Origin of the sequence: Erwinia sp. E_sp_B01_1 (assembly GCF_036865545.1) — a bacterium.
GTDB lineage: Bacteria > Pseudomonadota > Gammaproteobacteria > Enterobacterales > Enterobacteriaceae > Erwinia.
In genome coordinates this window covers 4,646,819-4,672,649 of record NZ_CP142208.1, presented here as the reverse complement: position 1 = coordinate 4,672,649, position 25,831 = coordinate 4,646,819, and the positions used below count along the sequence as shown (strand labels likewise).

Here is a 25,831-nt window from a genome sequence, read left to right as displayed (position 1 = left end):
ATTAAGGCTTAGAGTGCCACAGCCTGAACGACCCCGATTAAATCTCTTTGCGTCTCACATACCCGCTGCGTAACATATCGCGAAGCCTATTATGGAGCCCGGAACCGGCATGAACAAACCTGCATTCTTGATCACTATCGACACTGAAGGTGATAACCTTTGGCGCAACCGTACCGACCATGTTACAACCAAAAATGCGGAATATCTCGCGCGTTTCCAGCAACTTTGTGAAAAATTCAGCTTTAAACCGACCTGGCTAACCAATTATGAAATGGCCGTTGATCCTCTTTATGTCGAATTCGCCAGCGATGTGATTGCCCGTGGGCAGGGAGAAGTGGGGATGCATTTACATGCCTGGAACAGCCCTCCGGATTTTCAACTGACGGATGACGACTGGCAATTTCAGCCCTATCTGATCGACTATCCTTTAGAGGAAATGCGCAACAAAGTCGCTTATATGACCAGACTTCTGGAGCAGACTTTCAACACTAAGATGCTCAGTCATCGGGCAGGGCGTTGGGCTTTTAATGAGCATTACGCAAAGTTGCTTATTGAGTTCGGCTATCAGGTAGATTGCTCAGTCACCCCACGGGTTAACTGGCAGTTCTCTCCCGGCGCGCCTCAGGGAAAAGGTGGGACTGATTACACCCATTTCCCACAGCAGGCTTACTTCCTGGATCTTAGCGATATCTCGCAGGCAGGTGACTCATCTCTGCTTGAGGTGCCAATGAGCATACAGTACAAGCATTCGGCGCTGATGAACGGTATCAAGCAGGGATACGATCGGCTGCGCGGTAAACAGCGTAGCCCTTCGGTTCACTGGCTGCGCCCTGCTGGCGGAAATGTGCAACAGATGATCGGCGTGGCGGAAAAAACGCTGGCTGGTGGCTCGGATTATGTTGAGTTTATGCTCCACTCTTCTGAATTTATGCCTGATGGCAGTCCGACATTTAAAAATGAAGCGGATATTGACCGGCTTTACGACGATCTGGAACAGCTGTTTGTGTGGTTACAGAGTCGGACGATCGGCATGACGCTGGCTGAGTATGCTGCAACGAAAACCCGGTGAAAGCGACAGGGGATGTGAGGCCAGGCCTTGCGCCCTTGCTCCTACCGAATCGGCCCCATCCCGGCAGTTGCCTTTACAGCCCCCGCTTGCGCACTTTGAGCATTTTCCTTTTGTAACTCAGCCTGATTTTTCCATTTAACAGAAAAGGGATCAATCTCACCCGGGCAATACGTTCTCTGACGGCAGTACCCTGCGCCGTGTCCCTTAATGAATCGTAGTAGCGATTGGCTATATCCAGCCAGTGACAGGTGATCAGTGCCTCAAATCCGGCGGGGAGCACCGTATCCATATGTTCTGTGGCGGCAATAAGACAGGTGATTTTTCGCTGATCAATCGCCGATGAAAGGCTGTGGGGATGCTTGCGGTAGAGGTAAAACCCGCTATCTGAATAGAGCGTTTTCTGGCTTTGCATCAGCAGTAGAGGAAACAGCCAGGTATCTTCATAACAGATGAAGTCCGGAAAGGCGTGCTGTTGCAGAAGCTGACGGGAGAAAAACTGGCCGATGAAATGGGCCTGGTAATCCCGGTGGATCAGAAATCGTTCTACGGACTGGTGTCGGGTCAGCAGCACTGGTTCTGAATTCTGCCAGTCAGGTTTAATTTTTTCTTCACGCACTTCAATGATTTTACTGAGCAGGATATCCGGCGCCTGCTCTTTCAGTGTTTTCAGCCTGTCCCTGAGTGCGTCGGGCAGGAGTTGATCATCACTGTCCACCATCAAAATATACTCACCCCTGGCGAGGCTGACGGCCTGATTACGCACTTTACCGACATTCCGGTGAGCTGAATGTGTAAAGCTTAACTGCGGCAGACGCCGGGCATATTCATCGATGATTGACTGAGTGCCGTCTGTAGAAGCGTCATTAACAATAATGATTTCGGCCTGATCGAGCGCATCACCCAGTGAAGCTACCAGGCTGTCCAGCGTGGCAGCCAGAAAACATTCGCAATTATGGGCGGCAATCAAAACGCTGAGCTGGCACTGGCCTGTCATTCGCTGAGGGCCATCGGAGAGGTAACCAGCGGCAGCAGCTGTTCAGCCACGCTCTGTGGCGAAATATCGGCCATATTGTTGCCCTGTTCAGGGCGCAGTACGCTCTGATTTTTGCCATAGCCACCAATCAACCCTGGATCCGTAGGGCCGTAAAGCGTGAGGTTAGGGCGATCCAGTGCGGCAGTCAGGTGGCTCAGCCCGGTATCAACAGAAACCACGGCCCGGGCACCAGCCAGAGTACGGGCCACCTGCTCAAGCGTTAACTTAGGCAGAACCTCCACAAAATCGAAACCTTCAGCCAGCCTGATGGCGCGCTGGTGTTCATGCTCGGCACCCCAGGGTAACTTAATCTTCAACCCGCTATCCTGCAGCAAACTAATCAGTTCCCGCCAGTGGCTTTCAGGCCAGTGTTTGGCATCACGCGTCGTGGCATGAAGAAAGACCAGATACTCTCCTGCGTCGGCAGGGGGCTCGTTCAGGAAATGTCGGGCAATGGCGTAGTCGCCTTCATTCTCTGGTAACGGATAGTCGAGACTTTTGGCAAACAGCTCGCGCGTACGCTGTACGGCATGCTGATTTTTGCTGATTTCATGGCGTTTGTCATACCACCAGCTGGCAAAAGGCTCTCTGGCACTGCGGCTGTCCTGGCCATGCTTGACGCCTTTAGCGATACGGGTCACCAACGCGGCGCTCTTAATCAGCCCCTGCGCATCTATGATGAGATCGTATTGTCGGGACTGAACTTCACGCTTGAAGCGAAAGCGCTCTTCACGCACTTCACTGCCAAACCAGTGTTTACGCCAGCGGCGGATCGCCACCGGAATAACGCGGTCCACGGCAGGATGCCAGGCAGGGATTTGGGCAAAGCCCTCTTCCACCACCCAGTCAAAGCGGATACCCGGGATAGCCTGCATTGCATCAGTCAGTGCAGGGAGCGTATGTAATACGTCGCCCATTGAGGAGGTTTTAACAATCAGGACCTGCATTCTTCCTCCTGGCTTTCACCCAACAATGTCTTCAGCTCGGCAATAACCCGGGCTGGTTTTATATCAATCAGGCTCTGATGGTAACCCTCTTCGGCTTCCCCTTTACGCACCTTGTGATAACCGGTAATCAGGCGAATAACCCGCGCTTTATCAGAGAGTGGCGGCGTAAAGTCTGGGCTGCTTGGGCCATACAGCGCAACCAGCGGGCGATCCAGCGCGGCGGCAATATGCATCAGGCCAGAATCGTTGCTGATCACCGCACAACAGTGAGCGAGCAGGATCACGGCCTGCTCAAGCTGGGTTTCGCCAGCCAGATTGTGGCAATGCTCACGGGAATGCGGCTGCAGGGAGTCAAGGATCTGCTCCCCGGTCTCTTTATCTTTAGCTGATCCAAACAGGGCAATCTGGTAACCCTCGTCAATCAGTTGCTGTGCGAGAGCAGCGTAATGGTAGTGAGGCCAGCGTTTAGCCGGGCCAAATTCTGCGCCAGGGCAGAAACCTACCACCGGCCTGTCTGCCGTTAAGCCAAACTGAGCTGCGGCAACCCGCTTTTCCTCTTCCTGGACCTGCAATTTTGGCCACAACAGCGGATGAGGCAACTCTGATGCGCGGGTAAAGCGCTGTTTGTCATAAGCCAGCGCGACATAACGTTCAACCATCAGCGGCCAGGCTGCTTTATCCAGTACGCGGAGATCATTCAGCAGCCCATAGCGCATCTCTCCGCGCCACCCGGTACGGGTTTTGATATCGGCAAAGAAAGGTACCAGTGCAGATTTGAAGGAGTTAGGCAGCACATAAGCCCGATCGTAGCCTTTGCTACGCAGTGCCTTACCCAGGCGACGACGTTCGCCCAGCCCGAGTGCGCCGTGCCCTAAAGGCATTGCCAGCGCTTCGTTAACTTCAGGCATACGTGACAACAGGGGACGGCACCACGCGGGTGCCATCACGTCAATCACGGCATCAGGTTCAGCGGCCTTAAGCGTGCGATAGAGACTTTGCGACATCATCATATCGCCAACCCATGAAGGGCCGATTACCAGAATTTTCATTACCGGGCCTCGTTACGCCTTACGGTTCAGCCATGCCATATATTCAGCCACGCCTTCAGCCACGGTTTTGAACGGCTTGTCATAGCCCGCAGCGCGCAGTTTGGTCTGATCGGCCAGGGTGTAAGCCTGATAACGGCCTTTCAGTTTTTCCGGGAAAGGAATGTACTCAATCTCGCCTTTCTGGTGGAAGTTCAGCGCTGCATCAGCCACTTCCTGGAAAGATTCGGCACGTCCGGTTCCGCAGTTAAAGATGCCAGAAACGTTGTTTTCCCAGAACCACAGGTTAACTGCAGCGACATCTTCCACGTAGATGAAGTCACGCTTGAAGCTGTCACTGCCTTCGAACAGCTTTGGATTTTCACCATTATTCAACTGGGTATTCAGGTGAAACGCCACGCTGGCCATGCTGCCTTTATGGCCTTCACGCGGCCCGTAAACGTTGAAATAGCGGAAACCACAAACCTGCGAACCCGCTTCAGGCAAAATCTGACGAACATAATGGTCGAACAGCATTTTGGAATAGCCGTATACGTTTAGCGGCTCTTCGTACTGACGCTCTTCGATAAAGTTGTCGTTACGTCCACCGTAGGTAGCGGCAGAAGAGGCATACAGGAAGGGAATTTCATGTTCCAGGCAGTAATGCAGCAGCTCTTTAGAGTACTGATAGTTGTTATCCATCATGTACTTGCCATCCCACTCGGTAGTGGATGAGCAGGCACCTTCATGGAAAATTGCTTCAACATCGCCGAAATCTTCATCGGCCAGGATGCTGATCAGGAAGTCTTCTTTATCCATGTAATCGGCCACGTTCAAATCCACCAGGTTGGCGAATTTGGTGCCGTCTTTCAGGTTGTCGACCACCAGGATATCGGTATGGCCTTTGTCATTCAGCGCTTTGATAATGTTGCTACCGATAAAACCTGCGCCGCCGGTGACGATAATCATGAGCTTTAACCTTTAAAGAGGAGGGTGAAACAGGAGGTTTCACACGCTAATGCTTATTATCATAACATCTCATTAAGCAGCAGACAGCCAGATGACTCCGTAACGGAATGTAATTGTGGGTAAATGGCGTTAATTATGCTGCGAAAATCACACTACAGGATCTGTATCCTCGTCCCTTCTTCCCACCTTAAGTAAGATGTTCCGCAACCCAGCCTGTTTCGGAGAATAAAAATGTCATCGCCTTTTTATCAACAGCTTACGCAACAATTACGGGAAATTGAGGACGAGGGGCTGTTTAAAACAGAGCGCTTAATCACCTCAGCCCAGCAGGCCGAAATTCAGCTGGAAGGGGGCGGGAAAGCCATTAACTTCTGTGCTAATAACTACCTCGGTCTGGCCAATCATCCTGCGCTTATAGCCGCAGCTAAAGAGGGGATGGAGAGTCACGGATTTGGCATGGCTTCCGTACGGTTTATTTGTGGCACGCAGGACAGCCATAAAACGCTGGAAAAAAAGCTGGCCGACTTTCTGGGGATGGAGGACGCCATCCTCTATTCCTCCTGTTTTGATGCCAACGGCGGCCTGTTCGAAACGCTGTTTTCGGCTGAAGATGCCATCATCTCTGATGCGCTGAACCATGCCTCAATTATTGACGGCGTCAGGCTTTGCAAAGCTAAACGCTATCGGTATGCCAACAACGACATGACTGAACTTGAGGCACGGTTAGAAGAAGCGAAAGCCGCAGGGGCCAGGCATATCATGATTGCCACCGATGGCGTTTTTTCTATGGACGGGGTGATTGCCAATCTCAGGGGGATCTGCGACCTGGCGGATCGCTATGGCGCGCTGGTGATGGTGGATGATTCTCATGCCGTGGGATTTGTCGGGGCAGGTGGCCGTGGAACCCATGAATATTGCGAGGTGATGGGCCGTGTCGACATCATTACCGGCACGCTGGGCAAGGCGTTAGGCGGCGCATCTGGCGGTTACACCGCAGCCAAAAAGGAGGTGATTGAGTGGCTTCGTCAGCGTTCCCGTCCCTATCTGTTTTCCAATTCCCTGGCCCCGGCTATTGTCGCGGCTTCGTTGCGGGTACTGGATATGCTGACCGAGGGCGATGGCCTGCGTCAGCGTCTGTGGGATAACGCGGCATTTTTCCGTAAGGAGATGACCAACGCTGGCTTTACCCTGGCAGGAGCCGATCACGCCATTATTCCGGTGATGCTGGGAGAAGCGCGGGTGGCTCAGGAATTCTCCCGTCTTCTTCAACAGGAAGGCATCTATGTGACCGGTTTCTTCTATCCGGTTGTGCCCAAAGGCCAGGCAAGGATCCGCACGCAAATTTCTGCCGGACACAGCCATGAGCAGCTGGTGCATGCGGTAGAAGCCTTCAGCCGGATTGGCAGGAAACTGGGCGTCATTGCCTGAAAGGAGTCGTCATGAAAGCGTTAGCAAAACTGCGGGCAGAAGAAGGGATCTGGATGGTGCAGGATGCCCCCGTTCCGGAGCCAGGGCACAACGATTTGTTGATTAAGATCCGTAAGACGGCGATTTGCGGTACTGATGTGCATATCTATAACTGGGATGAATGGTCGCAGAAAACGATCCCGGTCCCGATGATCACCGGGCATGAATATGTGGGTGAAGTGGTCGGCATCGGGCAGGAGGTTAAAGGATTTTCGTTGGGCGACAGGGTTTCCGGTGAAGGGCATATCACCTGCGGACATTGCAGGAACTGCCGTGCAGGCCGGACGCATCTCTGCCGGAATACCGTGGGAGTAGGGGTAAACCGCCAGGGGTGTTTTGCGGAATACCTGGTCATACCGGCATTTAATGCCTTCCGCATCCCGGATAACATTTCTGATGATTTGGCGGCAATCTTCGATCCTTTCGGCAACGCAGTCCATACGGCACTCTCTTTTGACCTGGTCGGAGAAGATGTCCTGATTTCGGGCGCTGGCCCGATTGGCATCATGGCCGCAGCCATTTGTCGCCATGTTGGTGCAAGGCATGTTGTTATCACCGATGTGAACGAATACCGCCTGGCCCTGGCACGTAAAATGGGGGTGACCCGGGCGGTAAACGTTGCTACAGAGAAGCTGGATACGGTGATGCACGAACTGGGTATGACGGAAGGCTTTGATGTCGGTCTGGAGATGTCCGGTGCGCCAGCGGCTTTTCGCAGCCTGCTGAGCGTAATGAACAATGGTGGCCGGATTGCGCTGTTAGGTATCCCGCCTGCTGAGATGTCGATTGACTGGAATCAGGTAATCTTCAAGGGGCTGTTTATTAAGGGTATCTATGGGCGGGAAATGTTTGAAACCTGGTATAAGATGGCCGCGCTGATCCAGTCAGGACTGGATATCACGCCGGTGATTACCCATCATTTCAGCATTGACGATTTTCAGGCAGGCTTTGACCAGATGCGTTCAGGTCAGTCCGGTAAGGTAATTCTGAACTGGTCGTAAAACGTCGGGGTCGGTGTGACGCCGGCCCCGATCCCGCCACGTTATTTCTGCTTTTCAGCATCCGTCAGATAACGCACTTTACGGGTGTAGTCCTGGCCTTTGAACGTCAGCGGTGTATCCGCGGAGTCGAGGTACTTTTGCCACTCCGACAGTGGAAAGCCGCCGTGAGCGCCCACCACTTCTTTCGGAACTACCGCCGTGCTGCCACCAATCTTTTTGGAAACCGGCCAGTTCATCCAGTCTCCCAGATTGACCGTATGCAAATCGAGCATATCCAGCAGGGCTGCCAAAGGTAACTGATCGGTCGGCGGCTGAGAGTCATCCATCAGCTCCCAGGTGTCCTGGAACAGCGTCAGCCAGAGTGGACATATACGTTTCCAGGTCTGCCGGGTGGCGGCCAGAAACGCACCGTTGACATGATCCACAATGAACGGACGGACGGTGGTACGGTAATAGGCCGGGCGATTCTTTTCAGGGGCTTTCGCCAGTTTGGCAATCATTTTGCCCTGGCGGAAGCTGGAGTAGATATGGCCATGATGCATTCTGATTTCAGGCATTTGCAGCAGGTTCAGATCGGAATCGATCATCAAAATTCCGTCTGTCTTTGCCTGCAAAGGTGCCTGCATCTTGATTAACCGGCTGCGATAAATTTGCTTATAGCGATAGTTTTCTTCCCGCATCGGTACTTCGAGCGTCACTACCCGGGTTTTAGCAGGAAGCTGACCAAACTGCTCCGCACTCTGGTCGGAGACTATCACAATCTCTTCTGCATCCTGTGCAAAGCGGGAAGCAAACAGTGCACTCAATTTTGCTTCTTCCACAAAATCAGCCCCGGTACAGGGGATAACGATTGAGGTGACCGGAATCGATCCCTGCACCGCTTTTTGCTGGTAAGAGAGATTGTGTCGGGAACGAATATAACGAAACTGAGGTTTTAAGAATTCAAACATGCGAAGAGTTTCCATGAGACGCATTTTTTAGAATAGTTTCCACGCCAGCGACATAATGCTCAATAGCATAGTGCGCTTTAACGTTGGCGTTAGCCTGTTGCAGCAGTCTGTTGCGTTTATCCGCATCAAGATACAATGTCTTCATTCTTTCAGACAACGCCTCTGTGTCGCCATAATCGAACAAAAGCCCTGTGATATCCTGCGCAATAAGTTCAGCCGTCCCGGTCACTCTGGAACCAATTACTGCTGTATTCAGCAGCATGGCTTCCAGTACCACACGGGGTAACCCCTCGCTTTTTGAAGCCAGAATAAACACATCAAAGGCGGCGAGATACTCCAGCGCATTGTGACGAAAACCGGTGAAAATAACGCGATCGGCGATTCCGGCCTGCTTAGCCTGGCGTTGTAAGGCCTCGTGCTCCGGACCTTCACCCAGGATCACCATTTTCCATCTGGCCTGCGGAAATGCCGCGGCAAATTTTTCCAGTGCCTGCAAAATATGGTGGTTCGATTTGCGTGGGATCAGCGAGCCAATACTGCCGAAGACAAAGGTGTCATCAGCCGTATCCAGTAACTGCCTGCGCATCAATTCGCGGGAAGGCAGCGGCTGCCAGATGTCGATAGCGTTGAACACGGTAAAACATTTTTCCGCCGCCACACCATTTGCCAGCAGCACATCCCGAACGCCATTCGATACGGCGATAACCGCATCACCGCGCTGGTTGACCATATTCACCAGATCGCGGTTCAGAACAGGCTCAATCCGGCAATGCTGGACCACCGTCACTGGCAATCCCTCTGCGGCCAGGTAGCCTTCTGCATTAGAACCGGGCTGATTATTCATATACAGCAAATCGCAGTTATGGCTTAGAAGCGTCTGGCGGATTTGCCTGGCATTCGGCTTTATACGCCAGAGCGTATCAACCCAGCGGGTGGCTTTCAGCCGCAAAGGCCGGTGAAAGAACACCAGCGATCTCAGCAGCTCTTTCAATATTTTTGCCCAGCGAGGCTGCCTGCGCTGATGTATAAACATCACCGGGATGCCCAGTGAAGCCAGCACATCCGCAATCGAATCACCCTGACCGCGGCGGTAATTATGGTAAAAGCAGCAAAGGATATCGAACTGTTGACGATCAATACGCTTCAGAAGTTCAAGCAGGCTGTTAGTGCCGCCACCCCATTCGTTCCCTGTGTCCAGCAACAGAATTTTTTTCTGATTTGCCATGCGGCTAGCGACCCAATTAACCTGCGCCCTGAACGCTCAGGGCGAAGCGGTGATATTAAGGTTTAGCCCCGATAGTGAGCTTTAACCCGGAAAAGTTTGTTTCGATAAAATGCATGCCAGCGCTTTCGCTGATGCTTTCTGTCACCACATCCAGCGCACGGATTGCCGGAACCGGCTTCAGCTCAACCGGGCAGGTCTGCACGCCACGGAATGGATTGCGGGGTTTGGCTGGCTCGCTCCCCGCGGGCAGCGGTTTGTGGTTGGGCTCATTGAGTAACTGGCTTGGACGCACCAGCGTAATATCAGCAGGCAAGGTCGGCAACATCTGCTGTAATACCCGGACCGTCGTGGGATGAGGGTGTCCAATGGCTATGGCAGAGCCATCACGCTGGGCCAGACGTACCGCACGGGTAAATTGTTTCCGGATATCGGCTTCGTTCTGCGTGTCGTCCAGAAAGACCCGACGTTTGATCACTTTCACGCTGGTCCCGGCTGCGGCACGGGTGGACTGGCTGTTACCGATAGTCATGCTGTCCAGGAAGTAGAAGTCGTAGTGATTCAGTACCTGCATCACTTTCTGCATTCCCGGCAGGCTGGACGTCATGGCGCTGCCCATGTGGTTATTCAGGCCAACGGCGTAAGGGACATCAGCAACCGCTTTACGAATGATCCGTTCGATTTCCGCGCTGGACATATCAGGGCGCAGGGTGTCTTTTTCCAGCGGCTGTTTGCTCAGCGGCGCCATAGGAAGATGGATCAGCACTTCATGGCCACGCTGATGCGCTTTGGTAGCCATATCGCGGGCATGTGGGGCGTCAGGAAGGACGGCAACAGAAATAGTCGGGGGCATTTGCAGCACCTGATTTTCCTGAGCCGGACGGTAGCCAAAATCATCAATGACGATGGAGAGTTTGCCGGCGTGCGCCGAGCAGGCCATCAGCAGACCTGTCAGCACGCCGCCGAGTTTGCGGAGTTGTGACAAAAGTTATTTTCCTAACCACGGAAGTGGATTGACGGCCTGTCCCTGGCGTCGGATTTCGAAATAGAGTGAAGGCGTGCCCCGGCCACCACTGGTTCCGACCAGTGCAATGGGCTGTCCTGCCCTGACCTGGGTTCCCACGCTCACTAACGCGCTTTGGTTATAGCCGTACAGGCTCATATCGCCTTTACCGTGCTCGACCACTACTACCAGTCCATAGCCCTGGAGCCAGTCAGCCATCAGAACCCGGCCATCCGCGATGGCTTTCACTTCGGTGCCTTCCGGCGCGTTAATCACCAGGCCTTTCCAGCGAAGCTCTCCCTGAAGTTGCTCACCGAAGCGGTGTTCGATACTGCCCCGCACCGGCCACAGAGCCTGGCCAGAAGGCCGGCCAAGGCCACCAGTACGGGCCATAAGAGAGCGTTCGCCTTCGGTAGTTTTGTAGGTAGTGCCTTTGCTTTTCGCCTGGGCCTGCCGCTTACGAACCTGTTCAGCTTCGCGCGCTTCTTTCTCAGCTCTGGCGCGGGCTTCCCGCTCAGCCTTCGCAATTTTGTCACGCAGGCGACTTTCGTTTTCCCGCATGTCGACCAGCTGTGCCTGATCTTTCTCCAGCGAGGATTCCAGGGTGGTCAGCGTTTTTTTGCGCGCCACACGCGCACCTTCCAGCTTTTGCTGTTGCCCCTGTTGCTGATCCAACAAGGATTTCTGCTGTGCCTGTTTATCCACCAGGGCCGCTTTTTGCGAGGAGAGGTCGCTGCGGGTCTTTTTCAGGTCATCAATGGATTTCTGGCGGGCATCATTCAGGTAACCAAAGTAGGCAAGAATGCGTTCGCTGCGCTGGCTCTCTTCTCCGCTGAGGATCAGTTGCACACCACTATGCTGTCCCTGACGAAAAGCAGCATCAAGCTGTTCAGCCAGCAGTTTTTCCTGGCTGGCCTGTTGAGTCTGCAGTTTGCTGATGGACGCAGTGAGGGCAGAAATCTCTTTGTTCAGTGCAGTAAGGGTAATTTGAGTTTCGCGCAGTTGCCGGCTCGCCTGAGCAATGATTTTTTCCTGGCTGGTGAGCTGCGCAAGAAGTTGACCACGCTGCTGTTTTTGCAGCTTAACGCTCTTCTCCTTGGCGGCGATATCCTGCTGCAGGCTGGAGAGCTGAGATTTGTTATCGTCGGCGGCGGAGCTGGCGAAAGGCGACAGCAAAAGGCCTGCGCAGAGCACGCTGGCAGACAGGGTGAACGCACGGGATCGCAACAGAACGCCTGTGGCCGATCCGTTATCCTGAGTTCGTTGATGTGAAACTGTCGCTTTTTCCCTCATAGGGCGAGGATTATTCCACGATGAACAGCAGCTTACCAGCGATCCCTCCCCGGTTTTGCATTTCCGGTAGTGACAGAGGTGCCCGTAACAGGACGGTGAGGCCTGAATCTTCACCCAGGAAAGAAGGAGGGCTTGCACAACAAATAACCGCTCAGGATTAACGCTAACTCACCCTGACACGGGGATTTACACTTAAGGCAATTATTTTTTGGAATCTGCCGCAGAAAACGCAACTCTGACCGCTTCACGACTGTACATGACAGCACTGGCAGGTATACTCAGAAGCCTTGTTTTCGCTTATTAACCCTTTCGGGAGTTGTTACCCCTCATGCAAGATATTATGCAGTTCGCAGGCAACCATACCATTCTTAGTCTGGCGTGGGTTGTCCTGCTGGTTTTGGTGATCGTGACCACCGTTAAGGGCATGTTCTCCAAGGTAAAAACAATTAGCCGTGGTGAAGCAACCCGTTTAATTAATAAAGAAGAAGCCGTGGTAGTCGATGTACGTGGACGTGATGACTATCGTAAGGGCCATATTTCCAATGCAATTAATGTTCTGGCTGCAGATATCAAAAAAGGCAGCTTTGGTGAGTTAGAAAAGTATAAAGCACAACCTGTGATCGTAGTCTGTGCCAATGGCACCTCAGCAGCCGATCCAGCGGCGCAACTCAACGCTGCCGGTTATGAAAAAGTGTATGTGCTGAAAGACGGCGTATCTGGCTGGACGGGCGAAAACCTGCCGCTGGTGCGTGGTAAATAATACTGAATTTTGATGCACAGCAATTTGCCGGCTGTGAAGACCTGGTCGCGCCCGAGGGCAGACAACGCCCCGACCCGCTACTAAAATAAGACGGGCAAGTGGCGCAATAACGGATTATTAACCCATAGGATTACGTAACATGTCAGAACAAAACAACACCGAGATGGCTTTCCAGATCCAACGTATTTACACCAAAGATGTCTCCTTCGAAGCGCCAAATGCGCCTCAGGTTTTCCAGAAAGAGTGGGAACCGGAAGTGAAGTTGGATCTGGATACCGCCTCCAACCAGCTGGCAGACGAGGTGTATGAAGTCGTTCTGCGCGTAACCGTGACGGCTACCGTTGGTGAAGAGACCGCCTTCCTGTGTGAAGTTCAGCAAGCCGGTATCTTCTCTGTCTCTGGTATCGATGGAAACCAGATGGCGCATTGCCTGGGTGCATACTGCCCTAACATTCTGTTCCCGTATGCCCGCGAATGCATCACCAGCCTGGTTTCTCGCGGTACCTTCCCGCAGCTCAACCTGGCACCAGTGAACTTTGACGCGCTGTTCATGAACTATCTCCAGCAGTCAAACGAAGGCGCCGCACCTCAACAGGATGCATAATGCCGCACGCTAACGCTTCAATGAGCGTCCTCGGTGCCGGATCTTACGGCACCGCTTTAGCCATCACGCTGGCCCGTAACGGACACAACGTGGTGCTGTGGGGGCATAACCCACACCATCAGGCACAGCTCCAGGCTGACCGCTGCAATGCGGCTTTCCTGCCCGATGTTCCTTTCCCTGATTCGTTGAGTCTTGAAACCGATCTTGCTACTGCTATTGGTGCGAGTCGCGATCTGCTGGTGGTGGTTCCCAGCCATGTATTCGGCGATGTTTTACAGCAAATCAAACCTCATCTGCGCGAAGATTCCCGCATTGTCTGGGCCACGAAAGGTCTGGAGAAAGAAACGGGACGTCTGCTGCAGGACGTGGCACGTGAAATCCTTGGCCCTGATATCCCTCTGGCGGTGATTTCCGGCCCCACGTTTGCTAAAGAGTTAGCTGCCGGTATGCCAACAGCCATCGCGCTTGCGGCTACGGATGCGCAATTCGCTGACGATCTTCAGACGCTACTGCACTGTGGTAAAAGCTTCCGCGTTTATAACAACCCGGACTTTATCGGGGTGCAATTGGGCGGTGCGGTGAAGAATGTCATCGCCATTGGCGCGGGCATTTCTGATGGTATTGGTTTTGGCGCGAACGCCCGTACGGCGCTAATCACGCGCGGCCTGGCGGAAATGACTCGTTTGGGTTCTGCTCTTGGTGCCGATCCGACCACGTTTATGGGGATGGCCGGTCTGGGTGACCTGGTGCTGACCTGTACCGACAATCAGTCGCGTAATCGTCGCTTTGGCATGATGCTGGGGCAGGGGATTGACGTGGAAGCGGCCCAAAATACCATTGGTCAGGTAGTGGAAGGTTTCCGAAATACCAAAGAAGTTAAGGCTCTGGCTGCGCGCTGCGGCGTTGAGATGCCGATAACCGAGCAAATTTATCAGGTACTGTATTGCGAAAAAAACGCGCGAGAGGCAGCATTGAGCTTGCTTGGGCGTACAAGGAAAGACGAAAACAGCACCAGCTGAGAAAAGGATGCGTAAAGTTATAGCGTGCTGGCAGGTGCCGGGCGCTATTTTTTGATGGGGAGAGAGCAATGCCGTGTGTAGAACCTGAACTGGTCTGGGATTATATCAAAGCGGAAGCGCGGGCTCTGGCTGACTGCGAACCGATGCTGGCCAGTTTTTACCACGCTACGCTACTCAAGCATGATGACCTGGGCAGTGCGCTGAGCTATATGCTCGCCAACAAACTGGCCAATCCAATCATGCCCGCTATCGCTATCCGTGAGATTGTGCAGGAAGCGTATAAGCAGGACCCTTCAATGATCCAGTCCGCTGCCTGTGATATTCAGGCGGTACGTCTGCGTGACCCCGCCATTGATAAATACTCAACGCCACTGCTCTATCTTAAAGGCTTTCACGCGCTTCAGGCTTACCGTATTGGCCACTGGTTGTGGAATGAAGGTCGTCGCGCGCTGGCTGTCTATCTGCAGAATGAAGTCTCCGTCTCCTTTGCCGTAGATATCCATCCGGCAGCCACCATTGGCCGTGGCATTATGCTGGATCACGCCACCGGAATTGTGGTGGGTGAAACCGCAGTGATCGAGGATGACGTTTCTATCCTGCAATCCGTCACCCTGGGCGGCACCGGAAAAACCAGCGGCGATCGCCATCCTAAAATTCGTGAAGGCGTAATGATCGGCGCTGGAGCAAAAATTCTGGGTAATATTGAAGTGGGGCGCGGAGCAAAAATTGGTGCCGGGTCAGTGGTTCTGCATCCTGTGCCACCTCATACCACTGCTGCTGGCGTGCCCGCACGCATTGTCGGCAAACCCAACAGTGACAAGCCCTCGATGGAAATGGATCAGCACTTCAATGGTATGGTACCCGGCTTCGAGTTTGGCGACGGGATCTGATCAGCTTTTTACTACTGCGCCAGCATAGTCCAGCTGGCGCCAGGCCTCGTACACCACCACTGAAACAGCATTAGAGAGATTCATGCTGCGGCTGTCCGGCTGCATCGGAATGCGTATCTTTTGCTGCGCAGGCAGCGCCTCAAGGATCTCTTTCGGTAACCCACGCGTCTCAGGCCCAAACAACAGATAATCTCCCGGCTGATAGCTCACCGCGCTGTGCGCAGGCGTGCCTTTGGTTGTCAGGGCGAACAGGCGTTGTGGCGCTTCTGAGGCCAGGAAGGCGGCATAGTCCGCATGATGTTTGATTGCGGTGAATTCGTGATAATCAAGTCCGGCACGACGCAGGCGCTTATCATCCCAGGCAAAGCCAAGCGGCTCGATCAGGTGCAACTGAAAGCCCGTGTTGGCACAGAGGCGAATGATATTCCCGGTATTAGGGGGGATTTCTGGTTCAAATAAAACAATATTCAGCATCGGCTTCGGCCCTCATTAACGAGGGCCGAAGCATAGCAAACAATCAGGCTTTGCTGGAATAGAGCGGCAGCCAGATTGTCAGCCGCAGTCCACCCAGTGGGCTGTCATCCGCTCTGACCCAGCCCCGATGCTGCTGAATGGCGGTTTCAACAATCGCCAGCCCCAGCCCGGTGCCACCGGATTCCCTGTCGCGTGCTTCATCAGTGCGATAGAAAGGGCGGAAAATCTGTTCGCGATCTTCTTCGCTCACACCCGGACCATCATCATCAACATGAACTGTAATACCCTGTTTATCCACTGAAAAACTGACCGAAATTTTCGAGTAAGAGTAGCGCAGGGCGTTACGCACGATATTTTCCAGCGCGCTGTCCAGAGCACTTGGATTGCCATACAGCGGCCAGGGACCCGGTGGGTAAGGGACTTCCAGCGTTTTCCCCATCTGCTCGGCTTCAAACTTCGCATCATCCAGCACGCCAGACCAGAGTTGATTGGCTTTCATTGCCTCACTGACCAGCGCATTTTTATGCTGGGTCCGTGAGAGCACCAGCAGATCGTTGATCATGCCATCCAGACGCTGGGCTTCCATCTCAATGCGCTGCAGCTCCTTGCCTTCGCCCTGACGTCGCCGCATCAGCGCGGTGGCGAGCTGCAGACGGGTCAGAGGCGTACGCAGCTCATGGGAGATATCCGACAGCAGGCGCTGCTGGCCGGTCATCATCCTTTCCAGCGCGCTGACCATCTGGTTAAAGCTGGCTCCGGCGGCCAGGAACTCCTGGGGTCCGGCTTCCAGTTCAGGACGCTGGCGCAGATTACCAGCTGCCACATCATCGGCGGCATGTTTGAGTTTACGGGCTGGTTTAGCCAGGCTCCAGGCGAGCCACAACAGCAGCGGGGAGCTGATCAGCATGGTGACTATCAGCAGCAGCAGCGGACGGTCAAAGAGCAGATTGATAAAGTCCAGCTGCGAACTGCCAGCCGGGCGAATCAGGTAGAGCTGGTAATTATCTTCCCCGTCGCGTACCGAGAAAGGCCCCACCATTTCGACCCGGCCATACTTCTTTTTCTGCGGATGATCGGAGTTATCGGACTGGCCGATAAAATTACGGATCACCTGCATTTCATTGTGCTGTGCGCCGATCACCCGTCCTTCGCTGGTGACCAGCAAGAGACGCTGACCGGGCGGTGCCCATTTGTCGATGGCACGGAACAGCCTGCGCCACCACATCAGGTCGTTGGGCGGATCCTGCGTCAGTTCCGCCTCAACGTGCTGCTCAATCATGGTGCCCTGCCGCTGCTCGTTATCCAGCAGCGGCGTCATCTGGCGCGTATCCAGTTTTGGCACCATCAATACCAGCATCAACACCAGCGCCAGGGTGAGCCAGAAAATGGCGAAGATGCGGGTTGTCAGGCTTGAGATCATGTAGCAGAAACCATCAGATAGCCGCGGCCACGCAGGGTTTTAAACCAGGGGTGACCATCTTTGCGATCCGGCAGTTTCCGGCGCAGGTTAGAAATATGCATATCGATAGCGCGGTCAAACGGCGTCAAACGTTTCCCCAATACTTCCTGGCTGAGATGCTCACGGGAGACCACCTGTCCAAGATGCTGGGCGAGCAGATAGAGCAGAGTGAACTCGGTGCCGGTCAGGTCGAGCGTCAGACTGTCAAAGCTGGCTTCCTGACGGCCAGGGTTCAGCCGCAGATGATCCACTTCCAGCGTCGGTGAACTGTTGTCATGCTGTTGCTGCTGCTCGCTCCAGTTTGAACGACGTAAAATAGCGCGTATACGGGCCACCAGCTCACGATCGTTAAAAGGTTTAGGCAGGTAGTCATCTGCACCCAGTTCCAGCCCCAGAACGCGATCCAGCTCGCTTCCTCTTGCGGTTAACATGATAACCGGGGTCTGATGCTGCTGACGCAGCTCTTTCAAAGTATCAATGCCATTTTTCTTTGGCATCATCACGTCAAGTAACAGGAGATCGATTGTATTATCCAACACAGCCAGAGCCTGTTCACCGTCACCGGCGACCAGTACATCAAAGCCTTCCATTTCGAGTAATTCTTTCAGCAGCGAAGTCAATTCGCGGTCATCGTCAACCAACAGGATTTTATTCATTTTTATTGCCCTCCGCAGGCAAAATACCGTGAACGAATGCTGTCATTCCATGACTTTACGTAGTTTTACACCGCCTGACGCATGTTTGCAGCTGGCCCCGTAGACTGGCTCTCGTTGAATCAAAAAATGGAAACCAACCTGGGAGTTAACGATGCGCAAAGTTACCGCCGTCGTTGTGGTTCCGGCGCTGATACTCAGTTTCTCCGCCGCATGGGCTGCAGAGGTGACGACGACTGACGAGATGCATCAAGATAACGCGGCGACACGCAGTATGGCGCAAATTCCGCAGAGTCACATGTTTGATGGCATCAATCTCACCGAACAGCAGCGTCAACAAATGCGAGATCTGATGCAGCAGGCACGACATGAGCGTTCTCCCATAAGTATTAACGATTTAGAACAACTGCATGAACTGATTATTGCAGACAAATTTGATGAAGCGGCCTACAAATCGGAGCTGGAAAGAATTGCACAGGCGGAAGTGGCGCGGCAGATTGAGATGGCCCGCGTACGCAACCAGATGTATCACCTGTTAACACCAGCCCAGCAGGACGTTTTGAACGAGAAACATCAGCAGCGCATGAGTGAAATGCGCAAGCTAACGAACATGCAGCAGGCGTCATCGCTGCAGGCAGTGAGTAGTACCGGCAGTAACCAGTAACATAGTATCCCTGTTTTTCCTTGCCATAGACACCATCCCTGTCTTCCCCGCCATGATGGCGGGGTTTTTTTTGCCTGAAATCCAGTATACTTACGCTCTCAACTAAGAGGAGCGGGGCATGGAACAACACTATGCACGCCTGGTCAACCGGGCTGCGCTGGCGGCAACCATGCTGGCATCACTACTGCTTCTGGTGAAAATTTTTGCCTGGTGGTACACCGGATCGGTCAGTCTTCTGGCGGCGCTGGTTGACTCACTGGTTGATATTGCGGCCTCTCTCACTAATCTTTTCGTTGTCCGCTATTCCCTGCAGCCTGCCGATGCAGAGCACACGTTTGGCCATGGCAAAGCAGAATCTCTCGCTGCGCTGGCGCAAAGCATGTTTATCTCAGGCTCGGCTCTGTTTCTGTTTCTTACCGGCTTACAGCATCTGGCCTCTCCCAATGAGTTGCGTGCCCCAATGGTCGGAGTTGTGGTCACTCTTATCGCCCTGTTCTCCACTCTGGTATTGGTGGCTTTCCAGCGATGGGTAGTAAAACGAACCCGCAGTGTGGCAATTCGCGCTGATATGCTTCACTACCAGTCCGATGTGATCATGAACGGCGCAATATTGCTGGCGCTGGGGCTGAGCTGGTACGGTTTCAAACGGGCAGACGCGATGTTTGCGTTGGGGATCGGAGTGTGGATTCTGTACAGTGCGCTAAGAATGGGATACGAAGCGGTTCAGGCGCTGTTGGATCGGGCTCTGCCCGACGAGGACCGGCAGATTATCATTGATATCGCCTCCAACTGGCCTGGCGTTCAGGGAGCCCACGATATCCGCACTCGTCAGTCCGGGCCGACCCGTTTTATCCAACTCCATCTGGAAATGGATGATGACTTACCGCTTTATCAGGCACACAGGATGGCAGATGAAGTCGAGAAGGCGTTGCTGGCCCGCTTCCCAGGTTCGGACGTCATCATTCATCAGGACCCCTGCTCGGTTGTGCCGCTGGAGCGTCAAAACAGCGTTAAGCTATAATTCCTGCCTGAAATAAAGGCGTTAGCATAATCATTGTAAAAAACGTGACAGGGCGCAAAAAAAATAGCTGAATGAGCAGTGACCTGAATCAATTCAGCCCAGAGGCTTTGATATACTATTGCCATCATTAGTCGGTAAGCTCGCCCTCATGCGTCGACCTTCCACGGCGTCGAAAATTCCTAATTTGCATCAACAAGTTCAGAGGTTGTCATGATTAAAAAAATCGGTGTACTGACAAGTGGCGGTGACGCTCCGGGTATGAACGCAGCCATCCGGGGCGTGGTACGTGCCGCTCTCAGTGAAGGCCTGGAAGTGTGTGGCGTTTATGATGGATATCTGGGTTTGTACGAAGATCGCATGGCTAACCTGGATCGCTATAGCGTGTCCGATATGATCAACCGGGGCGGCACTTTCCTGGGCTCAGCGCGTTTCCCTGAATTCCGCGAAGAGTCGGTGCGGTCCGTCGCCATTGATAATATGAAAAAGCGCGGTATTGATGCGCTGGTTGTCATTGGCGGTGACGGCTCCTATATGGGCGCCAAACGCCTGACCGAAATGGGTTTCCCCTGTATCGGTCTGCCGGGCACCATTGATAACGACGTAGCCGGAACTGACTACACCATCGGTTACTTCACCGCGCTGGAAACCGTTGTTGAAGCCATTGACCGCCTGCGTGATACCTCTTCTTCTCACCAGCGCATCTCGATTGTGGAAGTGATGGGACGTTACTGTGGCGATCTGACGCTGGCAGCGGCCATTGCCGGAGGCTGTGAGTTTATTGTCCTGCCTGAAATTCCTTATACCCGTGAAGAGCTGGTGGAAGAGATTAAAGCGGGCATAGCTAAAGGTAAAAAGCACGCAATCGTGGCAATTACCGAGCACATCTGTGATATCGACGAACTGGCCAAATATATCGAAGCGGAAACCAAACGCGAAACCCGTTCTACGGTGCTGGGGCATATCCAACGTGGTGGCGCGCCAGTAGCCTATGACCGTATTCTGGCCTCCCGCATGGGCGCCTACTCAATTGAGTTGCTGTTGCAGGGCTACGGTGGACGTTGTGTCGGCATCCAGAATGAGAAGATGGTGCATCACGACATCATTGATGCCATTGAAAATATGAAGCGTCCTTTCAAAGGTGACTGGCTGGATACCGCCAAAAAACTCTACTGATTATAAAAGGCTGTAGAGCTTTAATGATTAAAAACAAGGCGCTGCAATCCAGCGCCTGTTTTATGCAAGGCTATATTCCATACGGTTATTAAAGCTGTTTTTTAATTCTTTAATTCACGATTCACTTTGTGTCAGGCTCTCTTACAGCGAAAAACCTTTGGGAGAGTGTGATGAAGAAGTGGAGTGTGGGATTAACCTTATTACTGGCATCAACCAGCGTGCTGGCGAAAGATATTCAGTTGCTGAACGTCTCTTACGATCCGACCCGCGAGCTGTATGAACAGTATAACAAAGCCTTCAGCGCGCATTACAAGCAGGAAACCGGTGATAACGTGGTCGTTCGTCAGTCTCATGGTGGCTCCGGCAAACAGGCCACTTCTGTGATTAATGGCATTCGTGCTGATGTGGTTACGCTGGCGCTGGAATCCGATGTGGATGCCATTGCTCAACGTGGCCGTATCGACAAAGACTGGATCAAACGTCTCCCTGATAACTCCGCGCCCTACACTTCGACTATTGTTTTCCTGGTACGTAAAGGTAATCCGAAACAAATCCATGACTGGGGTGATTTAATTAAACCAGGCGTGTCCGTGATCACTCCTAATCCTAAAACCTCCGGTGGCGCTCGCTGGAACTACCTTGCAGCCTGGGGCTGGGCGTTGGATCACAACAACGGCGATCAGGCAAAAGCTCAGGCCTATGTGAAAGCGCTGTTTAAAAACGTTGAAGTGCAGGATTCAGGCGCGCGTGGTGCTACCAACACCTTTGTTGAGCGGGGATTGGGCGATGTACTGATTGCATGGGAAAACGAAGCCTATCTTGCCGTGAATAAACTGGGTAAAGATAAGTTTGATATCGTTACGCCAAGTGAATCGATCCTGGCTGAGCCTACGGTGTCCGTAGTGGATAAAGTGGTGGACGAGCGTGACAGCCGTAAAGCGGCCGATGCTTACCTGAAATATCTTTATTCTCCCGAGGGGCAAACCATCGCCGCACAGAACTACTATCGCCCTCGCGATCCCGCTGTAGCGAAGAAATTCGCCAGCACCTTCGCGCCGGTAAAATTGTTTACCATCGAAAACAAGTTTGGTGGCTGGGCTAAGGCGCAGAAAACCCACTTCACGGATGGCGGCACCTACGATCAGGTGATGAAGCCTGAGTAATAAGATCGACCTGACTGATAACAGATGAACACTGAACTGCACTTTCAAATGTCGGACGAATGTCGGGCACTGAGGGTGCAGTTTTTTTTGACGGAAGGAATGCAGGCCCACGCCCAGGCAGAAGAATGGCGACTTAACCGCGATTTAACAGAAAGTATGCTGAATGATCGCCAGGATGGATGAATTGACATGATTTTCATCACCTGTTCGTCTACATTACGAGCACTTGATGTCCAGAGGTTTCGATCATGCAGGGGCGAAAGCGTATCCTGATTGTAGTTGCGGTAATTGGGATAATTGTGACGGCCGGTTGTGCCTCAATGGCGTTAAATTACCAAAAAAATTCAGAGGCACTGTGGAAGACTGTCAGTGAAAAATGTGTGCCTGACCAGATGCAGAACAATGATCCGACACCCTGCCGTCAGGTTGACCTGCGCAATGGCTATGTGGTCCTGAAAGATCGTAATGGTCCGCTGCAGTTTTTATTGCTGCCCGTTGAAAAAATCACCGGTATTGAAAGCCCCGCCTTGCTGAATCCTGCCACGCCGAATTTCATGGCTGAGGCCTGGCGTTCACGCCATTTTATGGAAAATAAGCGCGGTAAGCCGATTGAAGATAGCGCCTATGCTCTGACCATCAATTCCCGGTGGGGAAGAACGCAAAATCAACTGCACATTCACATCTCCTGCCTGCGGCCCGATATCCGCAGGCAGCTGGATGGCATGGCCCATTCACTGACTTCGTTATGGCAATCTGAGCAGCTTGGGAAACATGAATATCTGGTGCGTGCAGCAACGCGGGATGACATTAAAAAAATGAGCCCGTTTATCCGGATTGCCAACGAATTGCCGGGCGCGCGCGAAGAGATGGGCAATTACGGTGTAGCGGTTGCGGCGTTACCAGATGGCCGCCGTGCGTTGATGGTGATTAAACGTAATTTGCTGCTGCTGAACCGCGGCTCTGCCGAAGAATTGCAGGATCACAGCTGTAGTATTCTGAAATCGTAAAGGGCAACAGGTGTTGCCCTTACGGTCATTGCCCTAAGGCGTGGGAGGAATCTGCTGTTGGTCAGTCTTTGAATTGACAGGTTTATCATCCTTGTACTTCGCTGTGGCAATCCAGGCCGCACAAAACAGCGTCAGCCGCGCGAAGAAGTAGAAAAATGCCATCAGTCCCAGTACCGAACCAAATGCGGCTCCGGACGGGGAGGAGGCGAGTTTCGGCAGCGTCAGCGTCATAATAAATTTAATTACTTCGAAGCCAATAGCCGCCAGCAGAGTGCCACGGAACAGCGCTTTTTTGCGCGGCTTATGGCGCGGTAATATCCAGAAAATCCACAGGAACAGGAGATAGTTGGCCATGATTGAAATCGACAGCGCAATCAGCGTCATTGCCGGTCTCAGCCATTCAATGCCTTCAAGCCCCAATGCCCGGACTATCGAAGCCTGAGCGGCCCCCGCTATCGAGGTCAGTGAAAGCGTGATAATCAGCGCCAGCACCAGCCCCATCAGGGAGATCAGATCGCGGGAGTATTTGAACCAGATTTTCTCTTTGTCCTGTTTGTTACGCTCCCAGACATCGCGGAACTGGGCACGGATGGCCTCACGCAGATTTCCCATCCAGCTGATGCCGGAATAGAGAGCGATAAACAATCCGGTCAGGCCTACGGTAGTGCGCTGTTGAACTGCCGTGTTCACGGTGTTTTTAAGCGTTGAAGCCAGCGTGGGATCGCTGATGTTATTAACGATCTTATTGATCAGCTCCGTCAGCAAATCCTGATTTGAAGCCAGCACAAAACCCACGGCAGCAAACGACACCATCAGAATGGGGATCAGCGAGAGAAATGAGAAATAGGTAATGGCCGCGCCAAACTGGCTCCCCAGACGGTCATTGAAGCGTTCGCCGGCGCGGAGAAAATGCGCCACCGTCGGAATCGCCTGGAACCAGCTTATCAGCCGTGAAACCCTGGTGATGGATTTATCGACGGTGTGATTGCCTGTTTTAATGTTGATCAGAGGTTTTTCAGTTTCGCGTTGAGCTTCAGCTGGTTGATTTTCCTTCATGCACCCTTCTTTATGTCCTTTGAATGAATGTACCTGTCTGAAATTATAGCCACGCACTCAGGCTATGTACTTTTTCATTGCCTGAGTGAGCCATTCCATAAAAACATGCACGCGACGCGCAAGGTTGCGGCGGTGCGGATAGATGAGCGAAACGGGCATAGGTCTGGCCCGGAAATGCGGCAGAATCTCAACCAGGGTTCTCTCTGCCAGAAGCTGTTTCATTCCGGACAAAGGGACCTGGATGATACCCAGTCCTGCCGTACAGGCCGCCCGGTAAGTCTCGGTATTGTTGACGGTAATGGTCCCCCCGGTCTGAATTAAGCGGGCCGTTTTACCGTCCCAGAATTCGAAACCTTCCGGGTGGCCGCCCAATTGCTGGCTGTAATGAACCATAGCGTGCTGAGCCAAATCGTCCAGGGTGACAGGCGTGCCAAAACGCTCCAGATAAGCCGGACTGGCGCAGTTAATCAACGTCAGCATGCCCAGAGGCCTGGCGATCAATCCGGAATCTTCCAGCACGCCAGCGCGAACCACACAGTCAAATCCTTCGCGGATGACATCGACACGCCGGTCACTGCTACTCAGTTCCAGCTCTATACCGGGATACTGCTGCAAAAAATCGGGTAACAGGGGCAGGATATAATTGCAGGCGAGGCTGACGGACATATCTACACGCAGCCTGCCGCTCAGCGTGGCAGGATCGTGCTGAAATAATGAGTCCATCTCCTCCAGCGTAGCCAGCACATCCCTACAACGTTCGTAATAGACCAGACCATCCTGCGTGAGCTGTACCCGACGTGTCGTGCGGTGTAGTAAACGGGTACCCATGGCATTTTCCAGGGCCTGTAGCTGCCGTGAAAGACTGCCTTTAGGCAAGCCTAAATTTTCTGCAGCCCGGGTAAAACTGTGGAGTTCAGCTACCCTGACAAAAACCTGCATTGCTTGAATTTTATCCATTTAAGCGGCCATTGTTGTTTGTAATGAAACAGTGAAGCGTCTTTGAAGACATTTATAGATGATGATGAAGGTAATATCCTGTTTTTTGTCCACAACAAACAGTCAGGAGAAGCAAATGAGCCATAAAATCGCACTTATCACCGGCGCAAGCCGTGGTTTAGGGGAAAATGCCGCCCTGAAGCTGGCAGCCAGAGGCGTAGACGTTATTTTGACTTACCGCAGTAAGCAGTCGGAAGCCGAGCAGGTCGTGAAGCGCATTGAAGAGCTGGGTGCCCGTGCGGTGGCCCTGCCGCTGGATGTTGGCGACAGTCATTCCTTTGATTCTTTTGCCGCGGAACTTAAGACGCAGCTAAAAGATCTCTGGCAGCGTGATACCTTTGATTATTTAGTAAACAATGCGGGCACCGGTCTGCATGCGAATTTTGATGAGACTACGGAAGCGCAGTTTGATGAGATGGTGAATATCCATTTCAAGGGCCCTTTTTTCCTGACCCAGAAGCTGTTGCCATTATTGGTCAACGGCGGACGTATCCTCAATATCTCCAGCGGACTTGCCCGCTTCAGCCTGCCAGGCTCCAGCGCCTATGCATCGGTCAAGGGAGCTATGGAAGTGCTGACCCGCTATCAGGCCAAAGAGCTGGGCGCGCGGGGAATTTCAGTCAATATCCTGGCGCCGGGTGCGATTGAAACAGATTTCAGCGGCGGGATGGTACGGGATAACCCGCAGGTGAATGCCTTTGTAGCCTCGCAGACGGCGTTGGGCAGGGTAGGGTTGCCGGATGATATCGGCAATGCGGTGGCACAAATCCTCAGCGACGAAAGCGGCTGGATCAACGGCCAGCGCATTGAAGCTTCAGGCGGTATGTACCTCTGAACCCATTCACCTGCAGGCTCCAACGGGTGAACGGATGCCCACCCGGAAGATTCACCTGTTGATACGGGTGATGACGCT

At 53.1% G+C, this 25,831-nt stretch carries 26 protein-coding genes; 13 read left to right on the top strand and 13 right to left on the bottom strand.

From position 1 onward, the window contains the following. The first annotated feature begins 109 nt into the window (after positions 1 to 109). A complete protein-coding gene (locus tag VRC33_RS21680; protein WP_338559374.1) occupies positions 110 to 1,069 on the top strand; it encodes a polysaccharide deacetylase family protein in 960 nt (319 codons plus the stop codon). A gap of 73 nt (positions 1,070 to 1,142) precedes the next feature. Here VRC33_RS21680 and VRC33_RS21675 read toward each other — a convergent pair whose 3' ends face one another. From VRC33_RS21675 to rfaD, 4 genes are read right to left on the bottom strand one after another with little or no spacing between them, the layout of a single operon-like run. After that, the gene (locus VRC33_RS21675; protein ID WP_338559372.1) at positions 1,143 to 2,063 is read right to left on the bottom strand and encodes a glycosyltransferase family 2 protein; all 921 of its coding nucleotides are present in this window, start codon (positions 2,061 to 2,063) and stop codon (positions 1,143 to 1,145) included. Next, entirely contained in the window at positions 2,060 to 3,049 is a 990-nt protein-coding gene (rfaC, locus tag VRC33_RS21670) for a lipopolysaccharide heptosyltransferase RfaC (protein WP_338559370.1), read from the bottom strand. Before rfaC ends, VRC33_RS21675 begins: the two co-directional genes overlap by 4 nt. Beyond that, a complete protein-coding gene (gene rfaF, locus VRC33_RS21665) occupies positions 3,037 to 4,098 on the bottom strand; it encodes an ADP-heptose--LPS heptosyltransferase RfaF (protein WP_338559368.1) in 1,062 nt (353 codons plus the stop codon). The genes rfaC and rfaF overlap by 13 nt, the downstream gene beginning before the upstream one ends. A gap of 12 nt (positions 4,099 to 4,110) precedes the next feature. Next, positions 4,111 to 5,043 carry an ADP-glyceromanno-heptose 6-epimerase gene (rfaD, locus tag VRC33_RS21660; RefSeq protein ID WP_338559365.1) on the bottom strand — a complete coding sequence of 311 codons (933 nt, stop codon included), beginning with the start codon at positions 5,041 to 5,043 and terminating at the stop codon, positions 4,111 to 4,113. 231 nt (positions 5,044 to 5,274) lie between these two features. Between rfaD and VRC33_RS21655 the strand changes: the two genes are divergently transcribed. Together VRC33_RS21655 and tdh are read left to right on the top strand one after the other, a co-directional pair. Next, the gene (locus VRC33_RS21655; protein ID WP_338559362.1) at positions 5,275 to 6,471 is read left to right on the top strand and encodes a glycine C-acetyltransferase; all 1,197 of its coding nucleotides are present in this window, start codon (positions 5,275 to 5,277) and stop codon (positions 6,469 to 6,471) included. Positions 6,472 to 6,482: 11 nt separating this feature from the next. Further along, the gene (gene tdh, locus VRC33_RS21650) at positions 6,483 to 7,511 is read left to right on the top strand and encodes an L-threonine 3-dehydrogenase (protein WP_338559359.1); all 1,029 of its coding nucleotides are present in this window, start codon (positions 6,483 to 6,485) and stop codon (positions 7,509 to 7,511) included. Positions 7,512 to 7,552: 41 nt separating this feature from the next. Here the strand turns inward: tdh and VRC33_RS21645 are convergent, their stop codons facing one another. The 4 genes from VRC33_RS21645 to envC are packed head-to-tail and all read right to left on the bottom strand — an operon-like array spanning position 7,553 to position 11,979. After that, a complete protein-coding gene (locus VRC33_RS21645) occupies positions 7,553 to 8,461 on the bottom strand; it encodes a hypothetical protein (protein ID WP_338559357.1) in 909 nt (302 codons plus the stop codon). Beyond that, a complete protein-coding gene (locus VRC33_RS21640; RefSeq protein WP_338559354.1) occupies positions 8,454 to 9,686 on the bottom strand; it encodes a glycosyltransferase in 1,233 nt (410 codons plus the stop codon). The genes VRC33_RS21645 and VRC33_RS21640 overlap by 8 nt, the downstream gene beginning before the upstream one ends. A gap of 55 nt (positions 9,687 to 9,741) precedes the next feature. Beyond that, positions 9,742 to 10,668: a divergent polysaccharide deacetylase family protein gene (locus tag VRC33_RS21635; RefSeq protein ID WP_338559352.1), complete on the bottom strand. Its 927-nt coding sequence runs from the start codon at positions 10,666 to 10,668 to the stop codon at positions 9,742 to 9,744. 3 nt (positions 10,669 to 10,671) lie between these two features. After that, a complete protein-coding gene (gene envC / locus VRC33_RS21630; RefSeq protein WP_338559350.1) occupies positions 10,672 to 11,979 on the bottom strand; it encodes a murein hydrolase activator EnvC in 1,308 nt (435 codons plus the stop codon). 328 nt (positions 11,980 to 12,307) lie between these two features. Between envC and VRC33_RS21625 the strand changes: the two genes are divergently transcribed. From VRC33_RS21625 to cysE, 4 genes are all read left to right on the top strand, one after another. Beyond that, positions 12,308 to 12,739, top strand: a complete 432-nt coding sequence (locus VRC33_RS21625; protein ID WP_338559348.1) for a rhodanese-like domain-containing protein — start codon at positions 12,308 to 12,310, stop codon at positions 12,737 to 12,739. Between the two features lie 139 nt (positions 12,740 to 12,878). Next, positions 12,879 to 13,343, top strand: coding sequence for a protein-export chaperone SecB (gene secB / locus VRC33_RS21620; protein ID WP_338559344.1), 465 nt, complete (start codon positions 12,879 to 12,881; stop codon positions 13,341 to 13,343). Further along, a complete protein-coding gene (gpsA, locus tag VRC33_RS21615) occupies positions 13,343 to 14,362 on the top strand; it encodes an NAD(P)H-dependent glycerol-3-phosphate dehydrogenase (RefSeq protein WP_338559341.1) in 1,020 nt (339 codons plus the stop codon). Before secB ends, gpsA begins: the two co-directional genes overlap by 1 nt. A gap of 68 nt (positions 14,363 to 14,430) precedes the next feature. Further along, the gene (cysE, locus tag VRC33_RS21610) at positions 14,431 to 15,252 is read left to right on the top strand and encodes a serine O-acetyltransferase (protein ID WP_338559339.1); all 822 of its coding nucleotides are present in this window, start codon (positions 14,431 to 14,433) and stop codon (positions 15,250 to 15,252) included. Here cysE and trmL read toward each other — a convergent pair whose 3' ends face one another. From trmL to cpxR, 3 genes are read right to left on the bottom strand one after another with little or no spacing between them, the layout of a single operon-like run. After that, entirely contained in the window at positions 15,253 to 15,726 is a 474-nt protein-coding gene (gene trmL / locus VRC33_RS21605; RefSeq protein ID WP_338559337.1) for a tRNA (uridine(34)/cytosine(34)/5-carboxymethylaminomethyluridine(34)-2'-O)-methyltransferase TrmL, read from the bottom strand. 43 nt (positions 15,727 to 15,769) lie between these two features. Further along, entirely contained in the window at positions 15,770 to 17,146 is a 1,377-nt protein-coding gene (gene cpxA / locus VRC33_RS21600; RefSeq protein WP_338559335.1) for an envelope stress sensor histidine kinase CpxA, read from the bottom strand. Continuing rightward, positions 17,143 to 17,841, bottom strand: coding sequence for an envelope stress response regulator transcription factor CpxR (gene cpxR / locus VRC33_RS21595; RefSeq protein ID WP_338559333.1), 699 nt, complete (start codon positions 17,839 to 17,841; stop codon positions 17,143 to 17,145). The genes cpxA and cpxR overlap by 4 nt, the downstream gene beginning before the upstream one ends. Before the next feature lie 151 nt (positions 17,842 to 17,992). Here cpxR and cpxP point away from each other — a divergent pair, with 151 nt between their 5' ends. From cpxP to VRC33_RS21570, 5 genes are all read left to right on the top strand, one after another. Beyond that, positions 17,993 to 18,502 carry a cell-envelope stress modulator CpxP gene (gene cpxP, locus VRC33_RS21590; RefSeq protein WP_338559330.1) on the top strand — a complete coding sequence of 170 codons (510 nt, stop codon included), beginning with the start codon at positions 17,993 to 17,995 and terminating at the stop codon, positions 18,500 to 18,502. A 118-nt stretch (positions 18,503 to 18,620) separates the two neighbouring features. Beyond that, positions 18,621 to 19,523: a CDF family cation-efflux transporter FieF gene (fieF, locus tag VRC33_RS21585; protein ID WP_338559327.1), complete on the top strand. Its 903-nt coding sequence runs from the start codon at positions 18,621 to 18,623 to the stop codon at positions 19,521 to 19,523. A gap of 210 nt (positions 19,524 to 19,733) precedes the next feature. After that, complete coding sequence (gene pfkA, locus VRC33_RS21580) at positions 19,734 to 20,696, top strand: 6-phosphofructokinase (RefSeq protein ID WP_338559326.1); 963 nt, start codon at positions 19,734 to 19,736, stop codon at positions 20,694 to 20,696. Positions 20,697 to 20,866: 170 nt separating this feature from the next. Next, on the top strand, positions 20,867 to 21,859 hold the full coding sequence (locus tag VRC33_RS21575) for a sulfate ABC transporter substrate-binding protein (protein WP_338559324.1): 993 nt from the start codon (positions 20,867 to 20,869) through the stop codon (positions 21,857 to 21,859). 248 nt (positions 21,860 to 22,107) lie between these two features. Continuing rightward, positions 22,108 to 22,866 (top strand): CDP-diacylglycerol diphosphatase, encoded by a 759-nt coding sequence (locus tag VRC33_RS21570; RefSeq protein ID WP_338559322.1) that lies wholly within the window; start codon positions 22,108 to 22,110, stop codon positions 22,864 to 22,866. A 33-nt stretch (positions 22,867 to 22,899) separates the two neighbouring features. Here VRC33_RS21570 and yhjD read toward each other — a convergent pair whose 3' ends face one another. Further along, complete coding sequence (yhjD, locus tag VRC33_RS21565) at positions 22,900 to 23,922, bottom strand: inner membrane protein YhjD (protein WP_338559320.1); 1,023 nt, start codon at positions 23,920 to 23,922, stop codon at positions 22,900 to 22,902. A 57-nt stretch (positions 23,923 to 23,979) separates the two neighbouring features. Next, positions 23,980 to 24,879 carry a LysR family transcriptional regulator gene (locus tag VRC33_RS21560; protein WP_338559317.1) on the bottom strand — a complete coding sequence of 300 codons (900 nt, stop codon included), beginning with the start codon at positions 24,877 to 24,879 and terminating at the stop codon, positions 23,980 to 23,982. Positions 24,880 to 24,994: 115 nt separating this feature from the next. Between VRC33_RS21560 and VRC33_RS21555 the strand changes: the two genes are divergently transcribed. Further along, a complete protein-coding gene (locus VRC33_RS21555; protein WP_338559315.1) occupies positions 24,995 to 25,753 on the top strand; it encodes an SDR family oxidoreductase in 759 nt (252 codons plus the stop codon). Positions 25,754 to 25,831: the final 78 nt, after the last annotated feature.

Bases quoted from the DNA above. Each gene is read 5' to 3' on its own strand.
- cpxA (WP_338559335.1), bottom strand. From the start codon at position 17,146: ATGATCTCAAGCCTGACAACCCGCATCTTCGCCATTTTCTGGCTCACC.
- yhjD (WP_338559320.1), bottom strand. From the start codon at position 23,922: ATGAAGGAAAATCAACCAGCTGAAGCTCAACGCGAAACTGAAAAACCT.
- VRC33_RS21680 (WP_338559374.1), top strand. From the start codon at position 110: ATGAACAAACCTGCATTCTTGATCACTATCGACACTGAAGGTGATAAC.
- secB (WP_338559344.1), top strand. From the start codon at position 12,879: ATGTCAGAACAAAACAACACCGAGATGGCTTTCCAGATCCAACGTATT.
- gpsA (WP_338559341.1), top strand. From the start codon at position 13,343: ATGCCGCACGCTAACGCTTCAATGAGCGTCCTCGGTGCCGGATCTTAC.
- VRC33_RS21645 (WP_338559357.1), bottom strand. From the start codon at position 8,461: ATGTTTGAATTCTTAAAACCTCAGTTTCGTTATATTCGTTCCCGACAC.
- VRC33_RS21640 (WP_338559354.1), bottom strand. From the start codon at position 9,686: ATGGCAAATCAGAAAAAAATTCTGTTGCTGGACACAGGGAACGAATGG.
- fieF (WP_338559327.1), top strand. From the start codon at position 18,621: ATGGAACAACACTATGCACGCCTGGTCAACCGGGCTGCGCTGGCGGCA.
- VRC33_RS21570 (WP_338559322.1), top strand. From the start codon at position 22,108: ATGCAGGGGCGAAAGCGTATCCTGATTGTAGTTGCGGTAATTGGGATA.
- rfaD (WP_338559365.1), bottom strand. From the start codon at position 5,043: ATGATTATCGTCACCGGCGGCGCAGGTTTTATCGGTAGCAACATTATC.
- trmL (WP_338559337.1), bottom strand. From the start codon at position 15,726: ATGCTGAATATTGTTTTATTTGAACCAGAAATCCCCCCTAATACCGGG.
- tdh (WP_338559359.1), top strand. From the start codon at position 6,483: ATGAAAGCGTTAGCAAAACTGCGGGCAGAAGAAGGGATCTGGATGGTG.
- VRC33_RS21655 (WP_338559362.1), top strand. From the start codon at position 5,275: ATGTCATCGCCTTTTTATCAACAGCTTACGCAACAATTACGGGAAATT.
- cpxR (WP_338559333.1), bottom strand. From the start codon at position 17,841: ATGAATAAAATCCTGTTGGTTGACGATGACCGCGAATTGACTTCGCTG.
- cysE (WP_338559339.1), top strand. From the start codon at position 14,431: ATGCCGTGTGTAGAACCTGAACTGGTCTGGGATTATATCAAAGCGGAA.
- cpxP (WP_338559330.1), top strand. From the start codon at position 17,993: ATGCGCAAAGTTACCGCCGTCGTTGTGGTTCCGGCGCTGATACTCAGT.
- pfkA (WP_338559326.1), top strand. From the start codon at position 19,734: ATGATTAAAAAAATCGGTGTACTGACAAGTGGCGGTGACGCTCCGGGT.
- envC (WP_338559350.1), bottom strand. From the start codon at position 11,979: ATGAGGGAAAAAGCGACAGTTTCACATCAACGAACTCAGGATAACGGA.
- VRC33_RS21675 (WP_338559372.1), bottom strand. From the start codon at position 2,063: ATGACAGGCCAGTGCCAGCTCAGCGTTTTGATTGCCGCCCATAATTGC.
- rfaF (WP_338559368.1), bottom strand. From the start codon at position 4,098: ATGAAAATTCTGGTAATCGGCCCTTCATGGGTTGGCGATATGATGATG.
- VRC33_RS21560 (WP_338559317.1), bottom strand. From the start codon at position 24,879: ATGGATAAAATTCAAGCAATGCAGGTTTTTGTCAGGGTAGCTGAACTC.
- rfaC (WP_338559370.1), bottom strand. From the start codon at position 3,049: ATGCAGGTCCTGATTGTTAAAACCTCCTCAATGGGCGACGTATTACAT.
- VRC33_RS21575 (WP_338559324.1), top strand. From the start codon at position 20,867: ATGAAGAAGTGGAGTGTGGGATTAACCTTATTACTGGCATCAACCAGC.
- VRC33_RS21625 (WP_338559348.1), top strand. From the start codon at position 12,308: ATGCAAGATATTATGCAGTTCGCAGGCAACCATACCATTCTTAGTCTG.
- VRC33_RS21555 (WP_338559315.1), top strand. From the start codon at position 24,995: ATGAGCCATAAAATCGCACTTATCACCGGCGCAAGCCGTGGTTTAGGG.